General features: G+C 44.4%; 20 protein-coding genes. 11 read left to right on the forward strand and 9 right to left on the reverse strand.

The features are described from left to right. Complete coding sequence (locus HW988_RS00720) at positions 1-498, reverse strand: hypothetical protein (RefSeq protein WP_181605793.1); 498 nt, start codon at positions 496-498, stop codon at positions 1-3. Between the two features lie 82 nt (positions 499-580). On the opposite strand from HW988_RS00720, the gene lysC reads away from it, so the two are divergent. The 7 genes from lysC to HW988_RS00755 all read left to right on the forward strand — a co-directional run bounded on the left by lysC (position 581) and on the right by HW988_RS00755 (position 8,861). Further along, positions 581-1,948 (forward strand): lysine-sensitive aspartokinase 3, encoded by a 1,368-nt coding sequence (gene lysC, locus HW988_RS00725; RefSeq protein ID WP_181605794.1) that lies wholly within the window; start codon positions 581-583, stop codon positions 1,946-1,948. Next, entirely contained in the window at positions 1,945-2,544 is a 600-nt protein-coding gene (locus tag HW988_RS00730; RefSeq protein ID WP_181605795.1) for a nitroreductase family protein, read from the forward strand. The genes lysC and HW988_RS00730 overlap by 4 nt, the downstream gene beginning before the upstream one ends. Before the next feature lie 115 nt (positions 2,545-2,659). After that, positions 2,660-4,165, forward strand: coding sequence for a methyl-accepting chemotaxis protein (locus tag HW988_RS00735; protein ID WP_181605796.1), 1,506 nt, complete (start codon positions 2,660-2,662; stop codon positions 4,163-4,165). A gap of 74 nt (positions 4,166-4,239) precedes the next feature. Continuing rightward, entirely contained in the window at positions 4,240-5,253 is a 1,014-nt protein-coding gene (gene dusB / locus HW988_RS00740; protein ID WP_181605797.1) for a tRNA dihydrouridine synthase DusB, read from the forward strand. 79 nt (positions 5,254-5,332) lie between these two features. Further along, entirely contained in the window at positions 5,333-7,147 is a 1,815-nt protein-coding gene (gene typA, locus HW988_RS00745) for a translational GTPase TypA (protein WP_181605798.1), read from the forward strand. After that, a complete protein-coding gene (locus tag HW988_RS00750) occupies positions 7,147-8,073 on the forward strand; it encodes an ABC transporter ATP-binding protein (protein WP_181605799.1) in 927 nt (308 codons plus the stop codon). The genes typA and HW988_RS00750 overlap by 1 nt, the downstream gene beginning before the upstream one ends. Next, positions 8,073-8,861: an ABC transporter permease gene (locus HW988_RS00755; protein ID WP_181605800.1), complete on the forward strand. Its 789-nt coding sequence runs from the start codon at positions 8,073-8,075 to the stop codon at positions 8,859-8,861. Before HW988_RS00750 ends, HW988_RS00755 begins: the two co-directional genes overlap by 1 nt. 1 nt (position 8,862) lies before the next feature. On the opposite strand, the gene HW988_RS00760 is transcribed toward HW988_RS00755, so the two are convergent. From HW988_RS00760 to HW988_RS00770, 3 genes are read right to left on the reverse strand one after another with little or no spacing between them, the layout of a single operon-like run. Then, the gene (locus HW988_RS00760; protein WP_181605801.1) at positions 8,863-9,756 is read right to left on the reverse strand and encodes a biosynthetic peptidoglycan transglycosylase; all 894 of its coding nucleotides are present in this window, start codon (positions 9,754-9,756) and stop codon (positions 8,863-8,865) included. Next, complete coding sequence (locus tag HW988_RS00765; protein WP_181605802.1) at positions 9,757-10,743, reverse strand: SDR family oxidoreductase; 987 nt, start codon at positions 10,741-10,743, stop codon at positions 9,757-9,759. Continuing rightward, a complete protein-coding gene (locus HW988_RS00770; protein WP_181605803.1) occupies positions 10,740-11,327 on the reverse strand; it encodes a phosphatase PAP2 family protein in 588 nt (195 codons plus the stop codon). Before HW988_RS00770 ends, HW988_RS00765 begins: the two co-directional genes overlap by 4 nt. A 50-nt stretch (positions 11,328-11,377) precedes the next feature. Here HW988_RS00770 and HW988_RS00775 point away from each other — a divergent pair, with 50 nt between their 5' ends. Beyond that, positions 11,378-12,178 (forward strand): flagellar motor protein, encoded by an 801-nt coding sequence (locus HW988_RS00775; RefSeq protein ID WP_181607512.1) that lies wholly within the window; start codon positions 11,378-11,380, stop codon positions 12,176-12,178. Between the two features lie 22 nt (positions 12,179-12,200). Then, positions 12,201-12,917: an OmpA family protein gene (locus HW988_RS00780; RefSeq protein ID WP_255490138.1), complete on the forward strand. Its 717-nt coding sequence runs from the start codon at positions 12,201-12,203 to the stop codon at positions 12,915-12,917. Between the two features lie 66 nt (positions 12,918-12,983). Here HW988_RS00780 and HW988_RS00785 read toward each other — a convergent pair whose 3' ends face one another. The 4 genes from HW988_RS00785 to HW988_RS00800 form a co-directional block, all read right to left on the reverse strand. Next, positions 12,984-13,679 carry a hypothetical protein gene (locus HW988_RS00785; RefSeq protein ID WP_181605805.1) on the reverse strand — a complete coding sequence of 232 codons (696 nt, stop codon included), beginning with the start codon at positions 13,677-13,679 and terminating at the stop codon, positions 12,984-12,986. A 176-nt stretch (positions 13,680-13,855) separates the two neighbouring features. Next, a complete protein-coding gene (locus HW988_RS00790; protein ID WP_181605806.1) occupies positions 13,856-16,723 on the reverse strand; it encodes a hypothetical protein in 2,868 nt (955 codons plus the stop codon). A gap of 195 nt (positions 16,724-16,918) precedes the next feature. Then, on the reverse strand, positions 16,919-18,736 hold the full coding sequence (locus HW988_RS00795) for a DUF4105 domain-containing protein (RefSeq protein ID WP_181605807.1): 1,818 nt from the start codon (positions 18,734-18,736) through the stop codon (positions 16,919-16,921). Further along, positions 18,726-19,202 carry a DUF3015 family protein gene (locus tag HW988_RS00800; RefSeq protein WP_181605808.1) on the reverse strand — a complete coding sequence of 159 codons (477 nt, stop codon included), beginning with the start codon at positions 19,200-19,202 and terminating at the stop codon, positions 18,726-18,728. The genes HW988_RS00795 and HW988_RS00800 overlap by 11 nt, the downstream gene beginning before the upstream one ends. 83 nt (positions 19,203-19,285) lie before the next feature. Here HW988_RS00800 and trxA point away from each other — a divergent pair, with 83 nt between their 5' ends. Together trxA and HW988_RS00810 are read left to right on the forward strand one after the other, a co-directional pair. Then, the gene (trxA, locus tag HW988_RS00805) at positions 19,286-19,630 is read left to right on the forward strand and encodes a thioredoxin (RefSeq protein WP_181605809.1); all 345 of its coding nucleotides are present in this window, start codon (positions 19,286-19,288) and stop codon (positions 19,628-19,630) included. Between the two features lie 185 nt (positions 19,631-19,815). Continuing rightward, positions 19,816-20,478 carry a hypothetical protein gene (locus tag HW988_RS00810; RefSeq protein WP_181605810.1) on the forward strand — a complete coding sequence of 221 codons (663 nt, stop codon included), beginning with the start codon at positions 19,816-19,818 and terminating at the stop codon, positions 20,476-20,478. A gap of 73 nt (positions 20,479-20,551) precedes the next feature. Here HW988_RS00810 and HW988_RS00815 read toward each other — a convergent pair whose 3' ends face one another. Continuing rightward, positions 20,552-21,286 (reverse strand): peptidylprolyl isomerase, encoded by a 735-nt coding sequence (locus tag HW988_RS00815; RefSeq protein WP_304504530.1) that lies wholly within the window; start codon positions 21,284-21,286, stop codon positions 20,552-20,554. Positions 21,287-21,312 lie beyond the last annotated feature (26 nt).

A 21,312-nucleotide genomic window follows, 5' to 3' on the forward strand; every position in this document is an offset into this window, starting at 1 on the left:
TTACTTCGTTACGCTTTCTTCAGGTGAGCTCACTTTATCAAAACCGTGAGTCGTTGAATTGTATTTAAAGATATTTAGTCTTGGCACCATCTGATCATCAAATGTCGGTGCCACGATTTCTGAAGTTCCGTCACCATCAACATCCGTCAAAGCCAGATTCGTTGAATTTCCTTTTAAAGAAAAATATCCATCTCGTGACTCTGCCAATGGGAGTTTTGCCATAAGAGTCATGCCATCAGCTGCTTCCAGGTTATAGACTTCGAGCTCTAGAAAGCTTTTGCTTTGAATTTTCAAAACAGTGACTTTGGGGCCCTGGGGAGTCAACGAACCACTCACTTTTGCAATGACCACGCGACTTTCCGGGGAGAAAAGATCCTTCACTGAAGTACGCAGGTTTGGAATCACGGCAATAGTGGTCACAATCATTGCGACAATGGCCAAGCTGACCATCAGGATGATTTCTTTTTTGCTGAAAGTAGAATCTGTTTTGGAAGTCATAGAAAAAAGTTTGCCATAAAGTCATTGAAGTAAAAACAAGAAAAGACTTAAGATCTTGGAGATTCTTAATGCGGAGGGTTTGATGGCAAAGCTTATCGTTTCAAAATTCGGTGGAACCTCCATGGGAGATGCCGAGTGCATGCTCCGAAGCGCCGAAGTCGCTTTTCGACAAAATTCCAGCATGGTTGTGGTTTCTGCCACGTCGGGAACCACCAACGATCTGATCAATCTGGGAACTCAGGCAGAAAAAGGTCACTGGCCCGAGTGCGAAGCGCTTTTAACGAAAATGAAAGATCGCCACAGAAAAATCGCATCTGATCTGAATTCCAACAGTGAATCCTGTAAAAAGCTTGAAACCCTGTTCGAAGAAATGCAATCCCTAGCCAAAGGTGTCCATTTGCTAAGAGATTGCTCTGTGAAAGCCATGGATGCATTGATGAGCCTGGGGGAGCGTATGTCTTCGGTTCTATTCACTGACGCTATGGCGACGGTGTTAAAGAATCATGGCTCGGCAAAATCAGCTCAGCTTTTGGATGCACGCGATGTTTTGAAAACGGATGATTCTTTCGGCAAGGCGAAACCACTAACCACTGTGGTGGCAAGTCATTGCCAGCGTCATTTGCCAAAAATTCGCGACATGAAGACGGTGGTGGTTACTCAAGGATATATTGGCAGCACCGAAGAAGGCATGACAACGACGTTAGGTCGTGGGGGCAGTGATTACTCTGCCGCCATTTTGGCCGAAGGAATCGCGGCCGACGTTCTGGAAATTTGGACAGATGTGGCGGGTATTGCGACAACGGATCCACGTTTGTGTCCAAAGGCGAAACCTATTGCCGAAATTTCTTTTAAAGAAGCTTCTGAGCTTGCAACATTTGGAGCAAAGGTTTTGCATCCTGCGACTTTGCTTCCCGCGATTCGTAAAAACATTCCAGTATTCGTGGGCTCCAGCTTTGATGCTGAAGCCAAGGGAACTTGGGTTCGCAAGGAAGTGGAACAACACCCACTGATTCGTGCGATGGCCCTTCGTAAAAAACAGATTCTGGTGACATTATCCACGCCTGAAATGCTTCATGCCCATGGTTTCTTGTTCCAGATTTTTAAAATCTTTAATGATCACAAAGTCAGTATCGATGCCATCACGACATCTGAAATTTCAGTGAGCGTGACATTGGATGACTCGACTTTGTTGAATAAAAAATTGATCGCGGATCTTTCTGAGATTGCAGACGTTCAAGTCGAAGAAAATCTAAGTCTGGTATCGTTGATTGGTAATAATATCAATCACACCTCAGGTTTGGGTAAAGATATTTTTGATACTATTTCCGACATCAACGTGCGTATGATTTGTCTGGGCGCAAGCAAGCATAACTTCTGCTTTTTGGTGAATGAAGAACAGGGTGCAGAAACAATTCAACGTCTGCACAAAAAGTTCGTGGAGCTTGCATGATCAAAGAAGATTTTTACCAGCTTTTGTCCTCCAGAAAATCCATTCGTAAATTCAAACCAGATGCGGTACCAAAAGAAGTTTTAGACCGTGTCCTGGCGGCTGCGATGGAAGCTCCGTCAGGAAAAAACCGTCAGAACTGGCGTTTTTTTGTCGTTACCGGAAAAAAACGTGATGAATACATTCAGTATTCTCAAAAATCGTGGCTGGGAATCAAAGACGTTCTTCAGCAACGTTTGAAGCCGTCTTTATATGCGTTCACCGAACGATTCTTTTTTACCTTAGGGGACGCTCCGGTTTTGGTGTTCGCCTATTCTCACAATGATTCAGAAGAGCGTTATCACACGAGTATCGGTTCTGTTTATATGGCTGTGGAAAATTTGAATCTTGCCTGCCTGGTGGAAGGACTAGGTTGTTGCACGATGGGAGCACCACTAGAAATAAAAGAAGAAGTGGATAAGTTTTTAGGTGTGGATAAACTTCCGGAATACCAACGAGGCGAACTGGAACTTCTTTGTGGAGTCGTAATTGGATATCCGGATCACAATCCTCCCAAAGCTCCTCGACAAACCGAAGGCCGAGTTTTCTGGTTGAGTTGAATCGACTTTGTTAGGATGCCTAAACCAAAATAATTTTACATAAAGCTAAATTGTTTACAGAAACTTCCACTATCCTCCGATGAATTGACAATTGTTAAATTCCCAGGAGTACGTTGTGAAGAGTTTCAGTCTGTATGCGAAAGTTTGGTCAGTCGTGGGCGTGTTGATTGCCGGAAGTGCGATCATCGCTTATATCGGAATTTCCAAACTTGAATCATTCGATCGCGAGGTCGACGACATCGTCAGCGAAACTGCTGTCAAAGTTGAAATTGCAAACGAGCTTCGTGCTTCATTGTTCAAGCAGCTTTATTTGCAACAGACCTATATCTTGGCGAACACTCCCGCAGAAATGTCGAAAATCTCCTCTGAAATTAAAAAGACGGAAGAGGACTTGGCGCAAGAAATTTCCGGTTACAAAGAATTTCACCTGACTGAAGATGCGCAGATTTTGAAATCCTTTGAAGAGACATATAAAGATTGGTTGCAACTTTCCCGGGAAGTCCGCGAACACGCAGCTGGCAGTAACGATGCTAAAGCTGTGGAGCTGTTTCAGGGCAAGGGTCACAAAATCCGAGATGAAATTTTGGACTATTCGGACAAGCTTGCGCAGTTTAACCGCGTAAAAATGAGTAAAGCCGCAGAAACAGTCCGTGCTGATTACAATATGTCGCACTCATTGATCGTGTTGGTAAGTTCATTGATTGGCCTCTTAAGTATTTTAATCTCCGTTCTGGTTTTAACTCGTTTAAAAAAATCTATCAGTCTGGTGATTTCAAATCTGTCGGACAATTCTCGAAATGTGGCGTTGGCGTCTCATCAAATAGCATCTTCGTCAGAAGAGTTAGCCCAAGCGGCTAGCGAGCAAGCCAACTCATTAGAGGAGGCTGTCGGCACTCTTGAAAAAGTGAATGAAGTGCTTGGCTCGACTTTAAAAAATACCCACGAGGCAGCAACGTTGGCCGATGACACTTGTCAGGCGGCTCTGTCTGGTGAAAATGAAATCCGCGAGCTGAGCCTTTCCATTCGTGAAATTTCAGAGGACTCGATTAAAATCACAGAGATTACCCATGTGATCGATGACATTGCTTTTCAAATTAATATTCTTGCATTAAATGCCGCTGTCGAAGCAGCTCGCGCCGGCGAGCAAGGCAAGGGCTTCGCGGTGGTTGCAGAAGCCGTACGAGAGCTTGCACAAAAAAGTGCCTCGGCTGCCAGTGACATTTCCACTTTGATCAAAGGAAGTAACGACAAAATTTCTGAAAAATCCAAGCAGGTGGATCACAGTGTTTTTGCCCTTAAGAATATTGTAGAGTCCGCTAAAAAGGTGGCGGTACTTAACTCCGAGATCGCTGCAGTTTTCGACAGCCAGTCGGAAGGATTAAGCCAGGTGAACAAAGCGATGCTGCAAATCGACCAGGCGACGCAAATGAATGCCGCAACTTCTGAAGAGGCGGCGGCAGCGGCGGAGGAATTAGCCAATCAGTCGGACTCGATGAACGAGACGATTATCTCTTTAGAAGTGACTATAAATGGGTTCGCAAAACAGGCGGAAGAGTCGCATTCCTTGGAGGCAACTCCTCAAATGTTATTCAGATCGAATAGGTTCGCTTTGAAGGCATAAACCTATGAAATAACGACATTTTTTTAAAACAAAAAGTACCTTTTTGGACGTATTTTTGATATACCGCATCCCTTATGAATCCACTTCACGCCCTTAAGACGAATCCGTTTGTCCTTGCGCCTATGGCCGGGATCACAGATCACGCATTTCGTACATTCATGAAAAAGCTCGACGCCAGTGTTGTCGTTACCGAGCTTGTGAGTGCCTCGGGCATTGAATATAAATCTGAAAAGACATTGAAGCTGATGAGCTTTGACGAAACTCAAAGACCCATCGGCGTGCAACTTTTTGGTGAAGACCCAGAAATTCTGGCGCGTGGGGCTCAGTTTGCAGAAGCCGACGGTTGTGATTTCATCGATTTGAATTTCGGTTGCCCTGTTCCCAAAGTCGTAAAAAAGGGCGCAGGCTCGGCAATGATGAAAGACCCTGTGCAAATGCAAAAGGTTTTGTCTGCGGTTAAAGCCGCGGTGAAGATTCCTGTGACGATTAAAATCCGTACGGGTTGGGACTCAACGACTCGCAATGCTTCCGAAATTTGCAATATCGCATACAACGAGGGCATGGAGTGGGTCGCAATTCACGGCCGCACTCGTAATCAAGGTTACTCTGGGTTTGCGGACTGGGATTTTATTTCTGAAGTTAAGGCCAACGCAAAACTACCTATTCTTGGAAACGGAGACATCCTCACACCAAGACAAGCTGTTTTGAGGCTGGAGCAGTCGGGCTGTGATGGGGTGATGATCGGCCGGGGTTGTCTAAAAAATCCATTCATCTTTATGGATGCCTTGTCCTTATGGCGTGGCGAGTCTGTAAAAGACGTTAAAAGAGACTACGTTAGCTTGTTCAATAGCCTGAAAAATGAGGTTGTTGCGCATTGTGATGAACACATCACTGGTATTCAGTTGAGAAAGTTTGCAGCTTGGTTCTCGACAGGGTATCCTGGAGCGGCACAATTCAGGAAGAATCTTTTCCAATCCAAAAGCAATGAAGAGATCATGACCCTTGCTAACGAATTTTTCGCTGGTATCGGTTCTGTTGAGCAAGAAGATCAGTCTAAGGATGAGTTCCTTATGGGTGGCCATGGTTAGTGCGCTAACCAAATCCTGATATGTATTTTTTAAATTTTTGATTTAGTTTTTACAGTTTCAATTTAATGAAGGGTTAAATATGATTCAAGATCCGAAGAAGATTAGAAATATCGCGATCATCGCGCACGTCGACCACGGTAAAACAACTCTGGTAGACCACTTGATTAAACAAGCCGGTACATTCCGTGACAATGAGCACGTTGATGATCGTTTGATGGACTCCATGGATCTTGAAAGAGAACGTGGTATCACGATCGCGGCAAAGAACGCGTCTTTCGTTTACAAAGATATCAAAGTTAACATCGTAGATACACCGGGACATAGCGACTTCGGTGGTGAAGTTGAACGTATCCTGAACATGGTTGATGGTTGTATCCTTCTTTGCGACGCCTCTGAAGGTCCACTTCCACAAACTCGTTTCGTATTGAAAAAAGCTCTAGAGCAAAACTTGAAAGTTATCGTTTGTATCAACAAGATCGACCGTTCAGACGCTCGTATCCAAGAAGTACACAACGAACTTTTCGATTTGTTCATCGATCTTGAAGCTACGGAAGAGCAATGTGACTTCCACACTGTTTACGCTATTGCGCGTGAAGGTATGGCGACTTTGGATCCAGCGGTTAACACTGGTACTCTAGAAGTTCTTTACGATGCTATCGTAAATCTAGTTCCTCCTCCAAAAATTGATGAAGAAGCTCCATTGCAAGTAATGGTTTCCAACATCTCTTATAACGATTACGTGGGTCGTTTGGCGATCGGTCGTATGCGTGCAGGCACAATCAAAGTTGGTGACGAAGTTCTTTGTATTCAAGCGAATGCTCAGAAAAAAGTTAAAGTCTCTGCTTTGTACCAATACAAAGTGAACTCGCAAGTTCCAGCTCAAGAAGTTGGCGCAGGTGACATCGTTGTTATCGCGGGTATGGAAGACTTCACTATCGGTGATACTATCACTTCTGCTACGGACCCTCGTCCACTTCCGCGTATTCGCGTAGACGAGCCGACAGTAGGGATGATCTTCTCAGTAAATAACGGTCCTTTCGCAGGTATGGAAGGTAAGAACGTTACTTCTCGTAAGATCCTTGAGCGCCTTGAAAGAGAATTATTGTACAACGTTGCGATCCGTGTAGAAAAAACGGCGAACACTGACGCTTTCAAAGTTGTCGGTCGTGGTGAGTTGCAATTGGGCGTATTGATCGAACAAATGCGCCGTGAAAACTTCGAGCTTCTGGTTTCCAAACCGACAGTTATCTTTAAGGAAGAAAACGGTCAAAGAATGGAACCAATGGAGATCGCGGTTATCGATATCGAAGACTCTTACGTTGGTGCGGTTACTGAGAAACTTGGTAAACGTAAAGGTGTAATGACGAACATGGTTCAAAAAGGATCTGGTCGTACTCGTCTTGAATTCCGTATCCCTTCACGTGGTTTGATCGGTTACCGTTCTGAGTTCCTGACAGATACTCGTGGAACTGGTTTGCTTAATACGCAATTCGACGGTTGGGACCAGTACAAAGGTGAAATCGAACACCGTATGAATGGTGCGATGATTTCTGACCGTAAAGGTCAAGCGACAGCATTCGCTATCTGGAATCTTCAAGAGCGCGGTATTATGTACGTTACTCATGGTCAAGATGTGTACGAAGGCATGATCGTAGGTGAGCATGCTAAGGACAATGATCTAGAAGTAAACATCACTCGCGAGAAGAAATTGTCAAACGTACGTGCTTCGGGTTCTGATGAAGCTATCCGTCTAGTTCCAGTTCGTCCAATGACGTTGGAAAAAGCAATGGAATGGATCAAAGACTCTGAGTTGATCGAAGTGACACCGAAGAACATCCGTCTTCGTTGCCGCGAAACAGATCCAAACAAACGTGCAAGAGCAGCGAAGGAATAATGAACTCGAACGTCGCCATTGAAATCAAAGATTTAACCAAAAAGTACGACGACAAAGTCGCCGTTGATGGAATAGATCTGGAGATTTACAAGGGCGAATGTTTCGGTCTCTTAGGTCCGAACGGGGCTGGCAAAACAACAGCAATGAAGATGATGTATTGCTCGGCCCTCGTAACAAGCGGGGAGCTCTATGTACTAGGGCTCAACGTTAAAAAGAACTTCCGTGAAATCAAATCCAGAATCGGCGTTGTACCTCAAGAGGACGGCCTCGATCCCGACTTTACAGTCCTGGAAAATCTCTCAGTCTATGCCAGCTATCACAATATCAACCCTGCTGAAGCCGATTTACGTGCTCAGGCCTTGTTGCGTTTGATGAAGCTTGAAGAATACCAGGATCGCTCCGTGGAAACGTTAAGTGGCGGTATGAAGCGCCGTTTGGCGATTGCGCGTGGCTTGATCAACTCTCCTGAAGTGATCTTCCTGGACGAACCGACAACGGGTCTGGATCCGCAGGCACGTATCTGGATTTGGGATTTCTTTAAGCATTTAAAATCTGAAAAAAGCACTTTGGTTCTGACGACTCACTACATGGAAGAAGCCGAGCAGATGTGTGATCGTGTTGCGATCATCGATGGCGGTAAAATCCTGACGATCGGTAAACCACGCGATTTGATCCGTGATCTGATTGGTAAAGAAGTGGTCGAGTTCGACACTAATCCGGTGGATTTGAACTATTACCTGGGCCGATTGCGTGCCGAAGGCTTTGCTTATCAAGTTATCAAAGACACAGTGTCTGTACTGGTTAAAGAAAATCAGGAAGGCCGTCGTGTTGTGGATCTTATTGCCTCTGACAAAATCTTTATTCGTAAACCGACATTGAACGACGTGTTCCTAAAACTTGCGGGACATCAATTGAGGGACGAATAATGAAGTTAAAGCAGCTTCTTTCAATTCCTAAGTTTAATGACGGAGCTTTGAAAGTTTGGCAGCGTAATTTTCTGTATTTTAAAAAGACCATGATGGTGTCTTTATTCTGGATTGTATTGGAACCGGTTATTTACCTGGGAGCGATCGGTTTCGGTCTGGGCTCGTTCGTAAATAATATGGGCGGTATGTCCTATATCGAATATTTTTTTCCAGCACTTTTGTGTACGACGGCGATGTTGGTTTCTTTCTTTGAAGGAACTTACGGTAACTATACCAAACTTACTCATCAAAAAACATATGCGACGATCATGTTGACCCGTGTGGGTCCTGAAGAAATTGTAGCAGGCGAGTTGATGTGGGCAGCGACTAAAGGATTCTTTGGCGTTATCGGTGTTACGATTGTTGCCGTATTCTTTGGATTGATTGATTCATATAAAATATTACTGACATTGCCGGTCCTGTTTTTGATTGCGGCTTTGTTTTCTTGTATCGGGATGATCTTTACTTCGATTGCCCGTAACTATGATTCTTTTATTTATTCAACATCAGGTCTGATTGTGCCTATGAGCTTGCTAAGCGGAACTTATTTCCCATTGGAACAATTACCATCGGGAATGCGTTATTTGGCGTATTTGTTTCCGCTGACTCACGGTGTGGCTGCGGTTCGTGGGATTTTACATGACGGCAACTTGGTTAAAATTGCCGTGCATATCTTGATCTTGTTGGTGCTGACGTGGATATTTATGAATATCTCGTTCCACCGCATTCGTAACAAACTTCTGAAATAATCTAGTTATCCAAATTATGTTCGGGCTTGATGTCCAGCTCGGAAGAATCAATGTCGCTGTTTTCATCGCGGATCTCTTGTTCTAAGCGATCAATCTCGTCATTGCTAAGTGAATTGACCTGCTCAGCCGACATTCCCTTCAAACCCGGAATTTCATCCATGGGCGGGGGAGCAGGGCTTAGGAAAGATTGAATTCTTTCCATCGCTACTTCGTATTCGGCCTGATCAATGCTGTGGAATTGATACAGATTTTGAACGATCTGACTCATGCGTTTGCGTGCAAATCCCGTCAGTTCTTTTTTGTAGTAGGACTGAGAATACTTAATCGGGCTTGGCAGAACCATCGCCATGAAAGCACTTTCCACCACATCAAGCTCTGCTGGGGATTTTTTGAAATAGAATTGAGCCGCTTGTTTGATTCCGTAAATGTTTTTACCGAATTCAACTACGTTTAGGTACTTTTCCAGAATTTCTTTTTTTGTCAGAGTCTTTTCGATGCGATCAGTGATAATTGCTTCCAGGGCTTTTCTAAAGAAAGTTCTGTCAGCATTCAGGAACATGTTCTTGGCAAGCTGCTGAGTGATTGTGGAGCCCCCGCGTTTGTAGACACCGGTTTCCCAGCCTTGGCGGAAGTTCTTTTCAATCGTTCCCCACTCAAAACCGTGATGCTTATAGAAGTTCCCATCTTCGGTCATGATGATGGTTCTTTGCAGGTACGAGGAAATCTGTTTCAAAGGAACATAGTTTTTAGATGTCGGGCACAGATCGACTTTATACATCGTCGTGATAATGCAGCCCTTGATTTCTTTTTCGTTGGGAAGAGTCGACCAGATAAAGGCCGCAGCAGAAATCATGATCGCAACAATAATGGCAAAAAATAATCCAGCAGCCTTCATCTATTTCAACATCCCCTGATCTTTAACCCATTGAATACTGTTGTGAATGGCTTGGCGAGCTGGGCGAGGTTTGAAATCCAACTCGCGCTGAGCTTTTGATGAATCAAACCAGTGGTACATAGTTGCCGTATATGCATTTTCTTTACTAAGTGGACCTTTAAGTCCCATTTTTTCCATAAAGTCGCCAATGGTTCCCACAATGTGCAGAACTTGATCCGGCATTTGCTTATTAGGAGCAGAAACTCCAGCTTCCTCGGCGATCATGCGGAAAAGATCTTTGATCAGAATATTTTCGCCAGACAGGATATAGCGCTCTCCAGTTTTACCGATTTTCCAAGCGCTTAGAATTCCTTGAATCACGTCTTCGACAGCAACGACATTAACGCCACCGGAAGTGTAGAACTTTAGTTTTCCTTGGGCGACTTTCAGCATCATCTTGCGGCTGCCTTTTTTTGCGTCGCCAAATCCATAGATGGTCGCTGGATTTAAAATGACGGCATCCACTTCGCCTTTGTCGCAGGCTTGTTTCACCAGAAGTTCGGCATCGTGTTTGGTTTCAAAGTAGCCCAGATTCAAATCGTGGATATTGAAAGCGGAAGTTTCGTTAAGGATTTCCTGGGGATTGTGTCCAGCCCCTACTGCTACAACCGATGATAAGTGAACCAGACGGCGAACTTTACGTTCCCGGCAAACTTCAAGAACGTTGGCTGTGCCTTGCACGTTTACTTTTTCCATCAAAGGGCGATCGGCGGCTTTGTAAGCCACCACTCCTGCTAAATGGAAAACGGTGTCGATATCTACAAAAGCTTCCAACAGAGAAACAACATCAGTGACATCACCATAGCGGTATTGGCAGTTTACACCTTTTAGTTCCGACAGGTCACTGTTCTTACGAACCAGTGCGAAGACTTCGTGACCTTGATCAACCAGGGCCCGAGTCAGCCAGCTACCCAAAAATCCATTCGCTCCGGTGACTAATACTTTCATGTTGCTTCTGCCTCGTTGTCAGTTTCGTCAAAACGTTCCATTACTTTTTGGCACAACCGGGCCATCAAAATACCAAGAATCATTCCTAAGACCGCGCCGGCTAAGACATCGGTGGGAAAGTGCACACCGTTATAAACGCGGCTGTAACCAACGATGACTGCTAATGCAAACATCGGAGCTGCGGCGACGGGAAAGATCACAGAAGTGAAGGTCGCGAAGTTAAACATATTCGTGGCGTGATTTGAAACAAAACTATAACCACCGAATGGAGCGCGCACCGTAACTTCTAAACCCTGAGTTTCAGCAGGCCGGGGTCTTTGTACCGTTTTCTTAAACGCCCAATTACCAACAGCATCGGACAATGAAACACTCAAGACTGCCATAATAAAAATCGTGCAGCCTTTTTTCCAACCGCGGCGCCAAATGAAGAGTCCGATAATCAACGGAATCATGATCAGCTTCACCGGATTCTTTTTATGAAGGTCAGTAATAAATGGAAAAAACACGTCTGCCCAAGGAGCAGTCCAATCTGAATTGATCAGGAGGAAAAGACGTTTATCGAGGTTCAAAATAAAATCGAGCATGATAGGGATCTTAACTTAGTTTTTTGCTCGCAGAAAGTCTAGGTCTTCCAATGGTCACAGTGCCTCGTTCAACTCGCTATGGCATCATTGTGTTTATGGACATTGCGACATTATTAGGCCTTCTTATCGGCTTTGGTGGGATCATTTTTGGAAACCTGATTGAAGGTGGCCACATGAGCTCGCTGATGCAGCTCACAGCATTTATCATCGTTTTCACCGGCACTGCTGGAGCGGTGATGGTTTCTAGTTCTGAACATGCTCTTAAGACAGGTTTGGATCTTGCAAAAAAAGCATTCAAACGTCACGAAAGTGAAGCGCACCGCAAGATGGAAGACATCGTGGAGTACGCAAGAATTGCAAAAAAAGAATCCATTCTTTCACTCGAGCCAAGAATCGGCAAAATCGGCGATCCCTTAATGCAAAATGTTTTGCGCAATGTGGTTGATGGCGTTGATGAGTCAATCATCCGCGATATTTTTGAGACTCAAATTTACACAGAAGAAGACGAGCTTCTTTCTGGTGCAAAGATCTGGGCTGATGCCGGTGGCTTTGCTCCGACGATTGGTATCATTGGTGCGGTATTAGGATTGATCCACGTAATGGGTAATCTAACTGATACAAGTAAACTGGGTGCAGGTATCGCAGTTGCGTTCGTAGCGACTGTTTACGGCGTTGCCTCGGCGAACCTTTTGTTCTTACCCATGGGGAACAAAATCAAAAAACGTGTTGAAGATATGACTCGTGAAAAGATGATGGTGCTTGAGGGCGGATTGATGATCGCCAAAGGTGCGAACCATATCGTGATCGAACAAAAATTAAGGTCGTACCTGCCTCATGCAAGCAAAGCGTAGACACAGAAGACACGAAGAACATGTGAATCATGAAAGATGGTTGGTCTCTTATGCAGACTTTATCACTCTCCTATTCGCCTTCTTTGTGGTGATGTACGCGACCTCTACGGCCAATGAAAATAAGCAAAAAGATTTCGAACAATCTATCAAACTGAATTTCCATTTGGTGGGTAAGGGTGGCTCGGATCAAAATGCGGAAACGATTGACTCTGCCATTGCGGAATTGGAAATCCCGGTCGGTAACTTTCCGAAAAAAGGGGGGCCTGCGGAAGCAGCTGACTATGTCGAGCGTGCTTTGGGTAAGGCCATGAGCAAGGATGATAAAAAGAAAGATATCCAGGATGTCTATCATGACTCCGTCGGCGTCCGTGTGTCTTTGACTGCTTCAAGTTTCTTTACGCCTGGTTCTGCAAAGCTTCGTCTGTCGTCATTGCCAGCACTGGATAAAGTCGCAGAGATCCTATCTGCGAATGATAAAAGAATTATCGTTGAAGGTCATACCGATGATACTCCGATCGCTGATCCGCAGTATCCAAGTAACTGGGAGCTCGCTGGGGATCGTTCTGCAGCAGTTGTTCGCTATTTCGTAAAGTACCATAAGCTGAACCCAAAACGCTTCGTTTCAATTTCTTATGGTGATCAAAAGCCAATCGTTCCCAATGATACGGAAGAGCACAAGGCGATGAACCGCCGAATTGAAATCCTGATCGTCACCGACAACAACAAGGTTGGCATCTAATTTACAAATAAAAAAGCCAAGGTTTTGAGGCCTTGGCTTTGGGGTTTTAAAGAGGGTGGTTGTGGTCTATACGCAGTCTTTAAGTTTTCTCAAGATTTCGATCGCCTTTTCTCTCGAAACTTTTTGCGATTCCATTACAGAATCAACAAGAATTTCAGACGGAAGCTTGTTGCTGTTCGAAGACAATTCTGTAAATTTCGCCAAAACACGAGCGTAAGATGAACGCTCTGCTCCTTGGAATTGAGTCAAAATTTGAGTACCAAGGCGTACTGATTTATCGAAAGCTTCAATAGCAATTGCATTTTGCTCTTTAGTTAGTTCGCGAGATTCAGCAGCTTTTAAAAGGTGCATTTTTCCAAGCATATTCGCCAAACCAGAAGCAGAATCAGATACTTCTTTTGCTTCAGCTCCATCAGTGATTTTTTCAGATGCTTTTTTTGCGGCTACGATTGATACCAAATTCTTCATAACTTCGGATTTCATTTTAGGATCACCGAAACCAAACTCTTTAGTACCGTATTTTAGTGCGTTATCAACGATTTGAGTTTCATTTTTAGAGATATCTCTCAAAGATTGTTCTAGATATTTCTTTTCGGCATTTTTGCCCGATGCATTTTTTAGATTACCGTTGGAATCCAAGAAGTATTCTTGGCTTGTTTTATCAAACTTTGCCAATCTTTCAGTTGTCGTCATTTTCCCTGGAGCCGCGAATGCAGTTGCAGAGAACGCTAGTGTCATACCGATAATAAATGCCTTTTTCATGAAGTCTCCTCTTTTAAAATTCGTTTCTTATATAACTCTATTAAGCAAAACCTTTACCAACCCAAAAACTCGTATATTTCATCTGGCTGCGATTTCGTGTTTAACCTCTGAAATCAGTGACCTTTTCTGCGCTCGTCGTTATCCTTCCGATAACTCAGTCTCATTTTGAGACATTTTTAGTTCCCTTGGGCTGAAGCCGTCATGTTTTGAGTGGCTTTTTCTACAGCTTTATCAAATCTCTGTTGATCCTTGCTCATCTGTTCAAGATTGTTGATCTTGTCCCAGCTCACCGCATTTGCGATGGATCCATAGGATTTCATTTCCACGGACAAGCCTTGGAGGGCTTCGAGTACGCTCACCACCAAGTTTGTTTGAGCTTTCGTCAAAGTGAACTTTTTAGTCTCGTGCTTTTCTTCTTTTGCGGGAGCGGAGTCCTCATCCAAGCTCGCAAAAGGATCTGCTTCAGCGGGCTTACCGGAGTTTGGAACGGCAACTCCCAATGTCTCAGCAACCTTCGTCAGGGATTGATTGATCTTTTCTCCCTGAGCTTCAAGTTGAGAGTTCTGTAAACTTGATTGAATGCGTTCGCGACCATTGATTGTAACAATTTTGATTTGCTTGATCAGGCGGTTCATCGTCGCAAATTCTGCTTCTACCTGTTTTAGCAGAGCGTCTGTCGGCGCCTTATCCATGTTGTTTTCAAAATCCATTTTGTACTCTTTGGCCGGGTTCATGATGTCGTTTAGGATGGAAAGATACACTCTTTCCTCTTGGAAAATGGCATTCATCACGCCGTTGTACGACGGGCCCGTGTTGATCGCGATTTTGCCCGGGCGATAAAGATCACGCATCATGTTCACTACGATTTTGTCGTATTCAAGGCCGTAAGTATCAAAAGCCGATTTCATTTGCGCATAAGTGTTTTGCTTCCACCATGATGCGAATGGAACTTGATCTTTACTTCCAATAACTGAGGGACGAGTTTCTGCTAGCAAGTATTCAACCCAGCCATTGTAAGTGATATTTTTTCCGTTGGCTTTCGCGATTTTGACCGGCCATGCATATGGCATTGGAGCACTATTTTTAAAGCGGTCCATATTCATATTGCTGCACTCATCGAACTTTTGACCGGGAATGCCGATGCTAGGAGCAAGGAAGACCGAAGGGAATCCCACAGAGTTGCGAACTGCTAGTTCACCTTTTTCGATATCAGGTCCACAAGCCATTTGCATGATCAAATTATCTGAGATTTGCGGAGTAGAGAAAATACCCACGCGACGGTAAAAGTTTGTGTCCTTAACCTTTTCATAAGTGGCAGGGCTCGACACATAAGTTGCCGCCCACGCAGCACCCGTGTTCATTTGTGGATTCGGATTGCCTAACATTGAGCGAACCTGGCTCAAAAGATTTTGATAAACATTCACTGTATAAGCAGAGACGCGAAGTTCGTTGTTAAGCATCGTCAAAGTTTGCGCTGCTTTAGTCAGATCTTTTTCGCCAAGACCATTTACGATTGCCGTGAATTTCTTTTGTTGATCAGCCGTCAACTGTTTGAACTGTGGGGATTGCAAAAGAAGTGAGGCTGCAGCGGCAGCGTCTTCCATTGTGTAAGCCTGTTGGTGCTGCACGAACATTGGATCCGTGTGGAAAGCATCGTCAGAAGCTTTCATGTCACCAGCACGAACTCCGAACAAAGGTGCTTTGTAAGTGATGTTGGCAGGTCTGTCGCCATAACGATGGTCACGGACTTGAGATACGAAGTCGCCATAGAAATTCTCTGCAGATTTATAGCCTTGAGTCAGCTGGAACAAAGCACTTTGCCAGTTGGCGCTAGCCTCTTGAACAGACGCCATATTAGCGCTTCTCCAAGCGATCATTTTATCTTTAAATGTTTTTAGTTTCGTTTGCAGTGGCACTTCATAGGTAGCAAGCCACTGAGACTTCTTCATCGCATTTATTTCTTGCTCAAGTTCATTGGAATAACCATAAAGCTCGTGAGCGTCGACAACGTTTCTCCAAGTGTAAGTTACAGCACGCATGAAAAGTTGATCGAGTGCCACGAATGTCGCAAGTTTCAAACCTTTAGTTAGCAAGAAACGAAGACCTTTTACTTGCATAGAGCCTGGGATCAACCAAGCAACGATATCCACGCCAGTCCAACGGATCAAAGCACCTTGAACCGCTTGTTTTGTCAGAAGATTAACGGCACCTTTTTCCAAAGTTGCAGCCACCGCAGAAGAGATAAGCATGGATGTGATATTGGGAGCCATTTCCCAAAGTTTTCTGTGGATAACCAGGTACTCGTAGGCTTTGGAGCATGGATCTTTATCCACACCTTTATCCAGATCTTGCTGGGTAACTTTTTTGCCCATCCAAACTTTTGCACACATTTTTACGTTAGGATCAGCCACCAGTTGTGAAGCTAAACCTTGCACTGTCGCACCGACAACCATTCCCAGGTAAGGAATCATCACGTGGTAGCGTGGGTTTTTCATATACATCGCCATTACATTGGAAGCTGCACCTTGCGAGTACATGAATAGTTGAAAACCAATAATACCCATTGGTGAAAAGGAGTGAGTGATATGCTGATCAATTGCGACAGGGTTTTGAGAGTAATTAACTACAAGCTCTCCCATCATAACCAAGCCCATTGCAGAGAAGAACATGACTGATTCTGGAGCCAAGTTTTTCAGTGAATGAGAAAACGCCGCTTTATTAGCGCTCCAAACGCCACCCATTTCTTTTAAAAGACGGCGTTCGAGGTTTTTGGGATCGTATTGACGAAGTACTTTTTCATCGGCAAACGGAATTTCCATAACAGGAATGTTGGTCTTCTTATCAAAAACGCGTGTGATTTTGTTATCATAATCAACTTTTACGGAATAACCGATCGATTCAAGCATCGCTTTATCTTGAGTGGCTCTTTGGTCCTCAGATTTAGTGATCGAGGCTGCGAGTGCAGGAGATAGTGAAGAAAAGCCTACTACCAAAGCGGTTAGGAAGCTGATCGTTCTTTTATATGTTAAAGACGCCTTAAACATAGGATCTCCTCAAAAGGCAATTTGCCTTACTCAAGAGATTAGCAAGTCAGGGGCCTGTCATTAGCGATATAAAGGAACTGGAGCGCCTCAAAGTGAGACGGGACCGTATTCGGTCACTGGCCTGTCTATAATAATGACGGTTATGTGCCAGGTCCTGTTTACGGGAGCACCGCGTCCGTAAACAGGACCTGGCACCTAAAAGGGAAGAATCAGTGATAGACCCCACTGGTCAACAGTGTCTTTGCGCTCGGCTTCGGCGCGGATTTCTATATTCCCAGAGGAGAAAGACCCAGCAACCAGGTGATTCCAATGAAACTCACCCTGAGTCGTTGAGTAAAGATATTCCGATTGAAACAAAGTTCTAAATTGATCCACCCATTTCATCATGAACATCGATTTCGCCCCCAAATAGGGTTGCGCGATGTCAGTTAGGTAGGAATTTTCACTCATGGCGAACAAAGACCAACGAGTCGCTTTCATCAAAGGTAAATCAAAGCTCGCACCGATGCCGCCGTTTACATAGGGATTTAATTTTGGCTCGGTACCCACTTCAACGGACCATGAAATCGGTTTTTCTAACTGAGTCCACGGTGATGTCGAAAGAATGCTTAAGAAAACAAACTGATTCAAATCCCAATTCTGTCTTGTCGGCGTATAGCGAACATCAAAGACAAAGAAATTGAGTTGCGAAAATGGCGCAAGTCCACTGTCATCGGAAAGCAAATCATGAAATCCACGACGGAATTTAAATTGATAGTAGTCTTGCTGATCATTTTGCCCATATCCCAGGTAAAATGCTGCAGTCGCAGGACTTAGCAGGGGAGATTTCGGCGGTGTGATCGTTACTGGTTCTGTGATCGCTCCCAATTTCGCGCGTGCAACCGAGAGTTTATACTTTTCATCGTTGTATTCTTTTTGATCGCGATACTCACGAATTGAAAGATAGCTAAGGGCTGCCTCAAGTGTTTCCGCTTTTTCTTTCTTGGAAAGTCCCAAGTAGTTTTTATTAGTATCCTGTTCTTTTAATAAGACAGAACGAAGCGCAGGTCGTTCGGAAAAGTTAAGCTTTGCATAGCGCGCGCGCCATTCAGTTTGCAGGGAAGTACGAAGTTTTTCTCCACCGATCAGTCCCGCATTAGCAACGACTTTAAGAGTATCGAGAGGTATGGCAATATCATGAAATTGTGAAGTGAGATCGCTGCCTGGCGAAGCTACTTCAATAAGCTCCAACATCTGTGAAGAACAATTTTCATCGGCAAAGAAGTAGGGCGCATAGCTGCCTTCAAGTTCTAACAGATGGTCGATCATCAATTCAACTTGTTGGGGTGTCAGGTTCAGTTTGTATTCCCAAAGATCGCGTCCCTCGAGGTTTGAATACTCTTGAATCTTTTGATGATAGGGAAGCATAGAGTAACTGCCAGGATAATATCCAAAAAGCCCTTTAAGAGCGTAAAGCGCTCCGCCGTCAGTCCCTGTGTAGGCGGCATAATTGATTCCATAATCCAGAAGGTCCAGTTGCCCGGTATTCTTCGGATTATGCAGACGTAAAAATGTATGACCAAAACTTGAAGGGGCACTGGATAAATCAGAAGCAGCAAAAATCAGATAAGCTTCAGTAGCTCCCAATTGCGCTTTCCAAGATTTTCTTTCAGGACATTCTTCGACATCGTCGGATTTAATATCTAACACGGATTTAAGCCAAGAAGTGCGAGCCAGATAACGGCACTGAGATTTTGATGTCTTTGCATCCAAAAGCAAATCAAGTGTCGCCAGAAGTTCAGCACGAGGATTCTTATGCCCATCGGGCGCAATAAAGAAGTTCCCAAGAATCGGGGATTTAAAATTTCCAGAGAGAGTTTTGCGGTAATGACCAAGCTTTAACCAAGCGGAAGACTCATCAAGCTTTTTCGCCAGAGCTTGCTCTTTGTAAGACGCAGTTTCCTGCGATGAAAAGCCCCACACAAAGAGTGGGGCCGTCATCAATAAAACAGTAACTAGAAAATTAAGAACCATGGCAAAGGTTTTGAAGATCCTTTTGACCAGCAAGTTCGTTGTTCAAGTTAGAAACCATTTCAGCTGCAGAAGTGTTAGATGCCGGAATGATGTTTGTGTAGGAACCTTGGGTGAAAGTACCGAATGCAGATTGCGCTTCAGTGTTTTTGCAGCCTTTCATTTCAGCCAAAGTTGCAAGAAGTTGACCATGACCTTGAGCCATTTCACGAGAAAGCTCTTTTTGATTCACTTCAACGAAGTATTGAACTTCTTTATCGTTCATAACGATACCGCTTGAAGAGCAACCAGAAGTACCAGAAGTGATACCAAAGAATGATGACAAGAACGATCCGTTGGTCGTTAATGCCAAAAGTTGCAAGCCTTTGGAGTTTTTAGAAATGATCATAGAGCCCAAACCGCAACCAGCATCACCGGCAAATGCCTGAGCGGAAAACATAAATAGAACTGCAAAAAGAACCTTTTTCATCGAATCCTCCTGTTGTGTACAAACATGCTGACTCACAGTCTGTTTTCCAGCAAACTTTAATTGTGAAAGGCTAGGGCTAAATCATGTCAGTTGTTGAAGTAACCAAAGAGACATTTAAGCAAGTTGTTGAAGAAAACCAGATTGTTATCGTGGACTTCTGGGCGGTCTGGTGTGGTCCTTGTAAAAGATTTGCGCCTATTTTCGACGCCGTAGCAGCTAAACATCCAGGTGTTAAGTTCATCAAGATCAATACGGATGATGAGCCAGAAATTGCGGCAAGTTTCGAAGTGCGTTCAATTCCCACATTAGCTGTCATCAAAGAACAGTCCATTATCTTCGTCCAGCCGGGTGCCGTAAACGAAGACGTTCTGGAGCAAATTGTTCAAAGAGCCAAAGAGATAGACATGTCTCAGGTTGAAAAAGAATAAGTTCGTTCAACTAAGCAGCTCCATTTTTTGTCACGAATTGAATTCTTAGACAACATCGCGGAATTGCACATTCTTTCCACAATCAAAATTAAGATAGCAAGCTCGCACGATTAGCTCGCGCGAGCGTTTTGCGGCGTACACCTTGCTCTTCTAGTTTTCTGAAAAACTAAAACGAGAGAGGTCGTATGACTAACGTATTTTCGAAACTCACACTAACAGTTCTGGCATTTGGTATCGCATTTCAAGCACAAACAGCTAAGGCAGCTGATCGCGGGACCGTGATCGCTGCGACGATTGGTGGCGCCATTATCGGTGGTTTGATTGGTGCGAACATCGCTCAAGACTTTGATGATGATGACAATCGCCAATCCCAGCGCATGTGGTATAAAGCCTTAAACAATGACTTCCGAGACACTCCCTATGCCTGGGATGGACAAGGACATCGTGGGCGCATCGTCTTTACGGGCGAGGGATATTTTGATGGTTACTATTGCCGTATCTATCGCAGTGAAGTTTGGAATCGCAGAACTGATACGCCGATGATCACGCGCGGATATGTGTGCCGTGCCGGTGATGGCTCATGGTTCAAAAGAGAAGAATCAGACATCGCACAGTCTCGTCCAAATCGTCCTGATCGTGGTCAACGCTTCGATCCTCCTCGTCCAGAGAGGCAAGATGATCGCAGGGATGATCGTCGTCAGCCACCAAGATTTGGTGGTCGCCAACAGCAACAATCGGGTATGGGCATGGGCCCAGGTCGTGGAATGGGCGGAGGAATGCAACAAGGTAGCACAAGTTCCGGGACTGTGATCACTAACGGAGATGCTTTACCAATCGGAGTTCAATAGTTCTCGGAATAATTTGGACATAAAAAAACCCGCTCTTTTGAAGCGGGTTCTTTAATTCGTGATGTAGTAACGACTACTCTCTTACGATTTTTACTGACTTGATGATCATTGGCTCAACTGGACGATCCATTGGGCCTACTTTCGTGTTTTCGATAGCGTGAACAACGTCCAAGCCCTCAACAACTTCACCGAATACTACGTGACGGCCATCCAACCAAGGAGTTGGAACGGTCGTAACGAAGAATTGGGAACCGTTCGTGTTAGGACCCGCGTTCGCCATAGAAAGCATGCCTGGCTTAGAGTGCTTCGGTTGACCTGGAAGGAATTCGTCGTCGAAACGGTAACCCGGACCACCAGTACCAGTTCCAAGTGGGCAACCACCTTGAATCATGAAATCTTTGATCACACGGTGGAAAGACAAGCCATCATAGAAAGGCTTTTTAACTTTTGAACCCGTTTTAGGATCAGTCCATTCTTTAGAGCCTTCAGCAAGACCCGCAAAGTTTTCAACTGTTTTAGGTGCAGTTTCAGTCAAAAGTTTAACTTTGAAATTGCCTTTAGTTGTTTCGAAAAGTGCAAACATCGGTTTTCCCTTCTTAGTAGCAGTATCTTCTTTAGCTTTTTTGGAATCAGCTTTTGATTTCTTCGCTGGTTTCTCAGCTTTTACGTCAGCTGTTTTTTCAACTGCCGGGTCTGCTGATTTTTCAGTCGTCGTTTCTGCGGCATCCGCACGGAAACTGAAAGCAGCAAGCAAGAAAGCGAAAAGGTAGATCCAAAATACCTTTTTAATATCGATATTCTTCGACATTTGAATACTCCTGATTTGTTAGAACC

Source organism: Bdellovibrio sp. KM01 (genome assembly GCF_013752535.1).
In the GTDB taxonomy this organism is placed as follows: Bacteria; Bdellovibrionota; Bdellovibrionia; order Bdellovibrionales; family Bdellovibrionaceae; genus Bdellovibrio.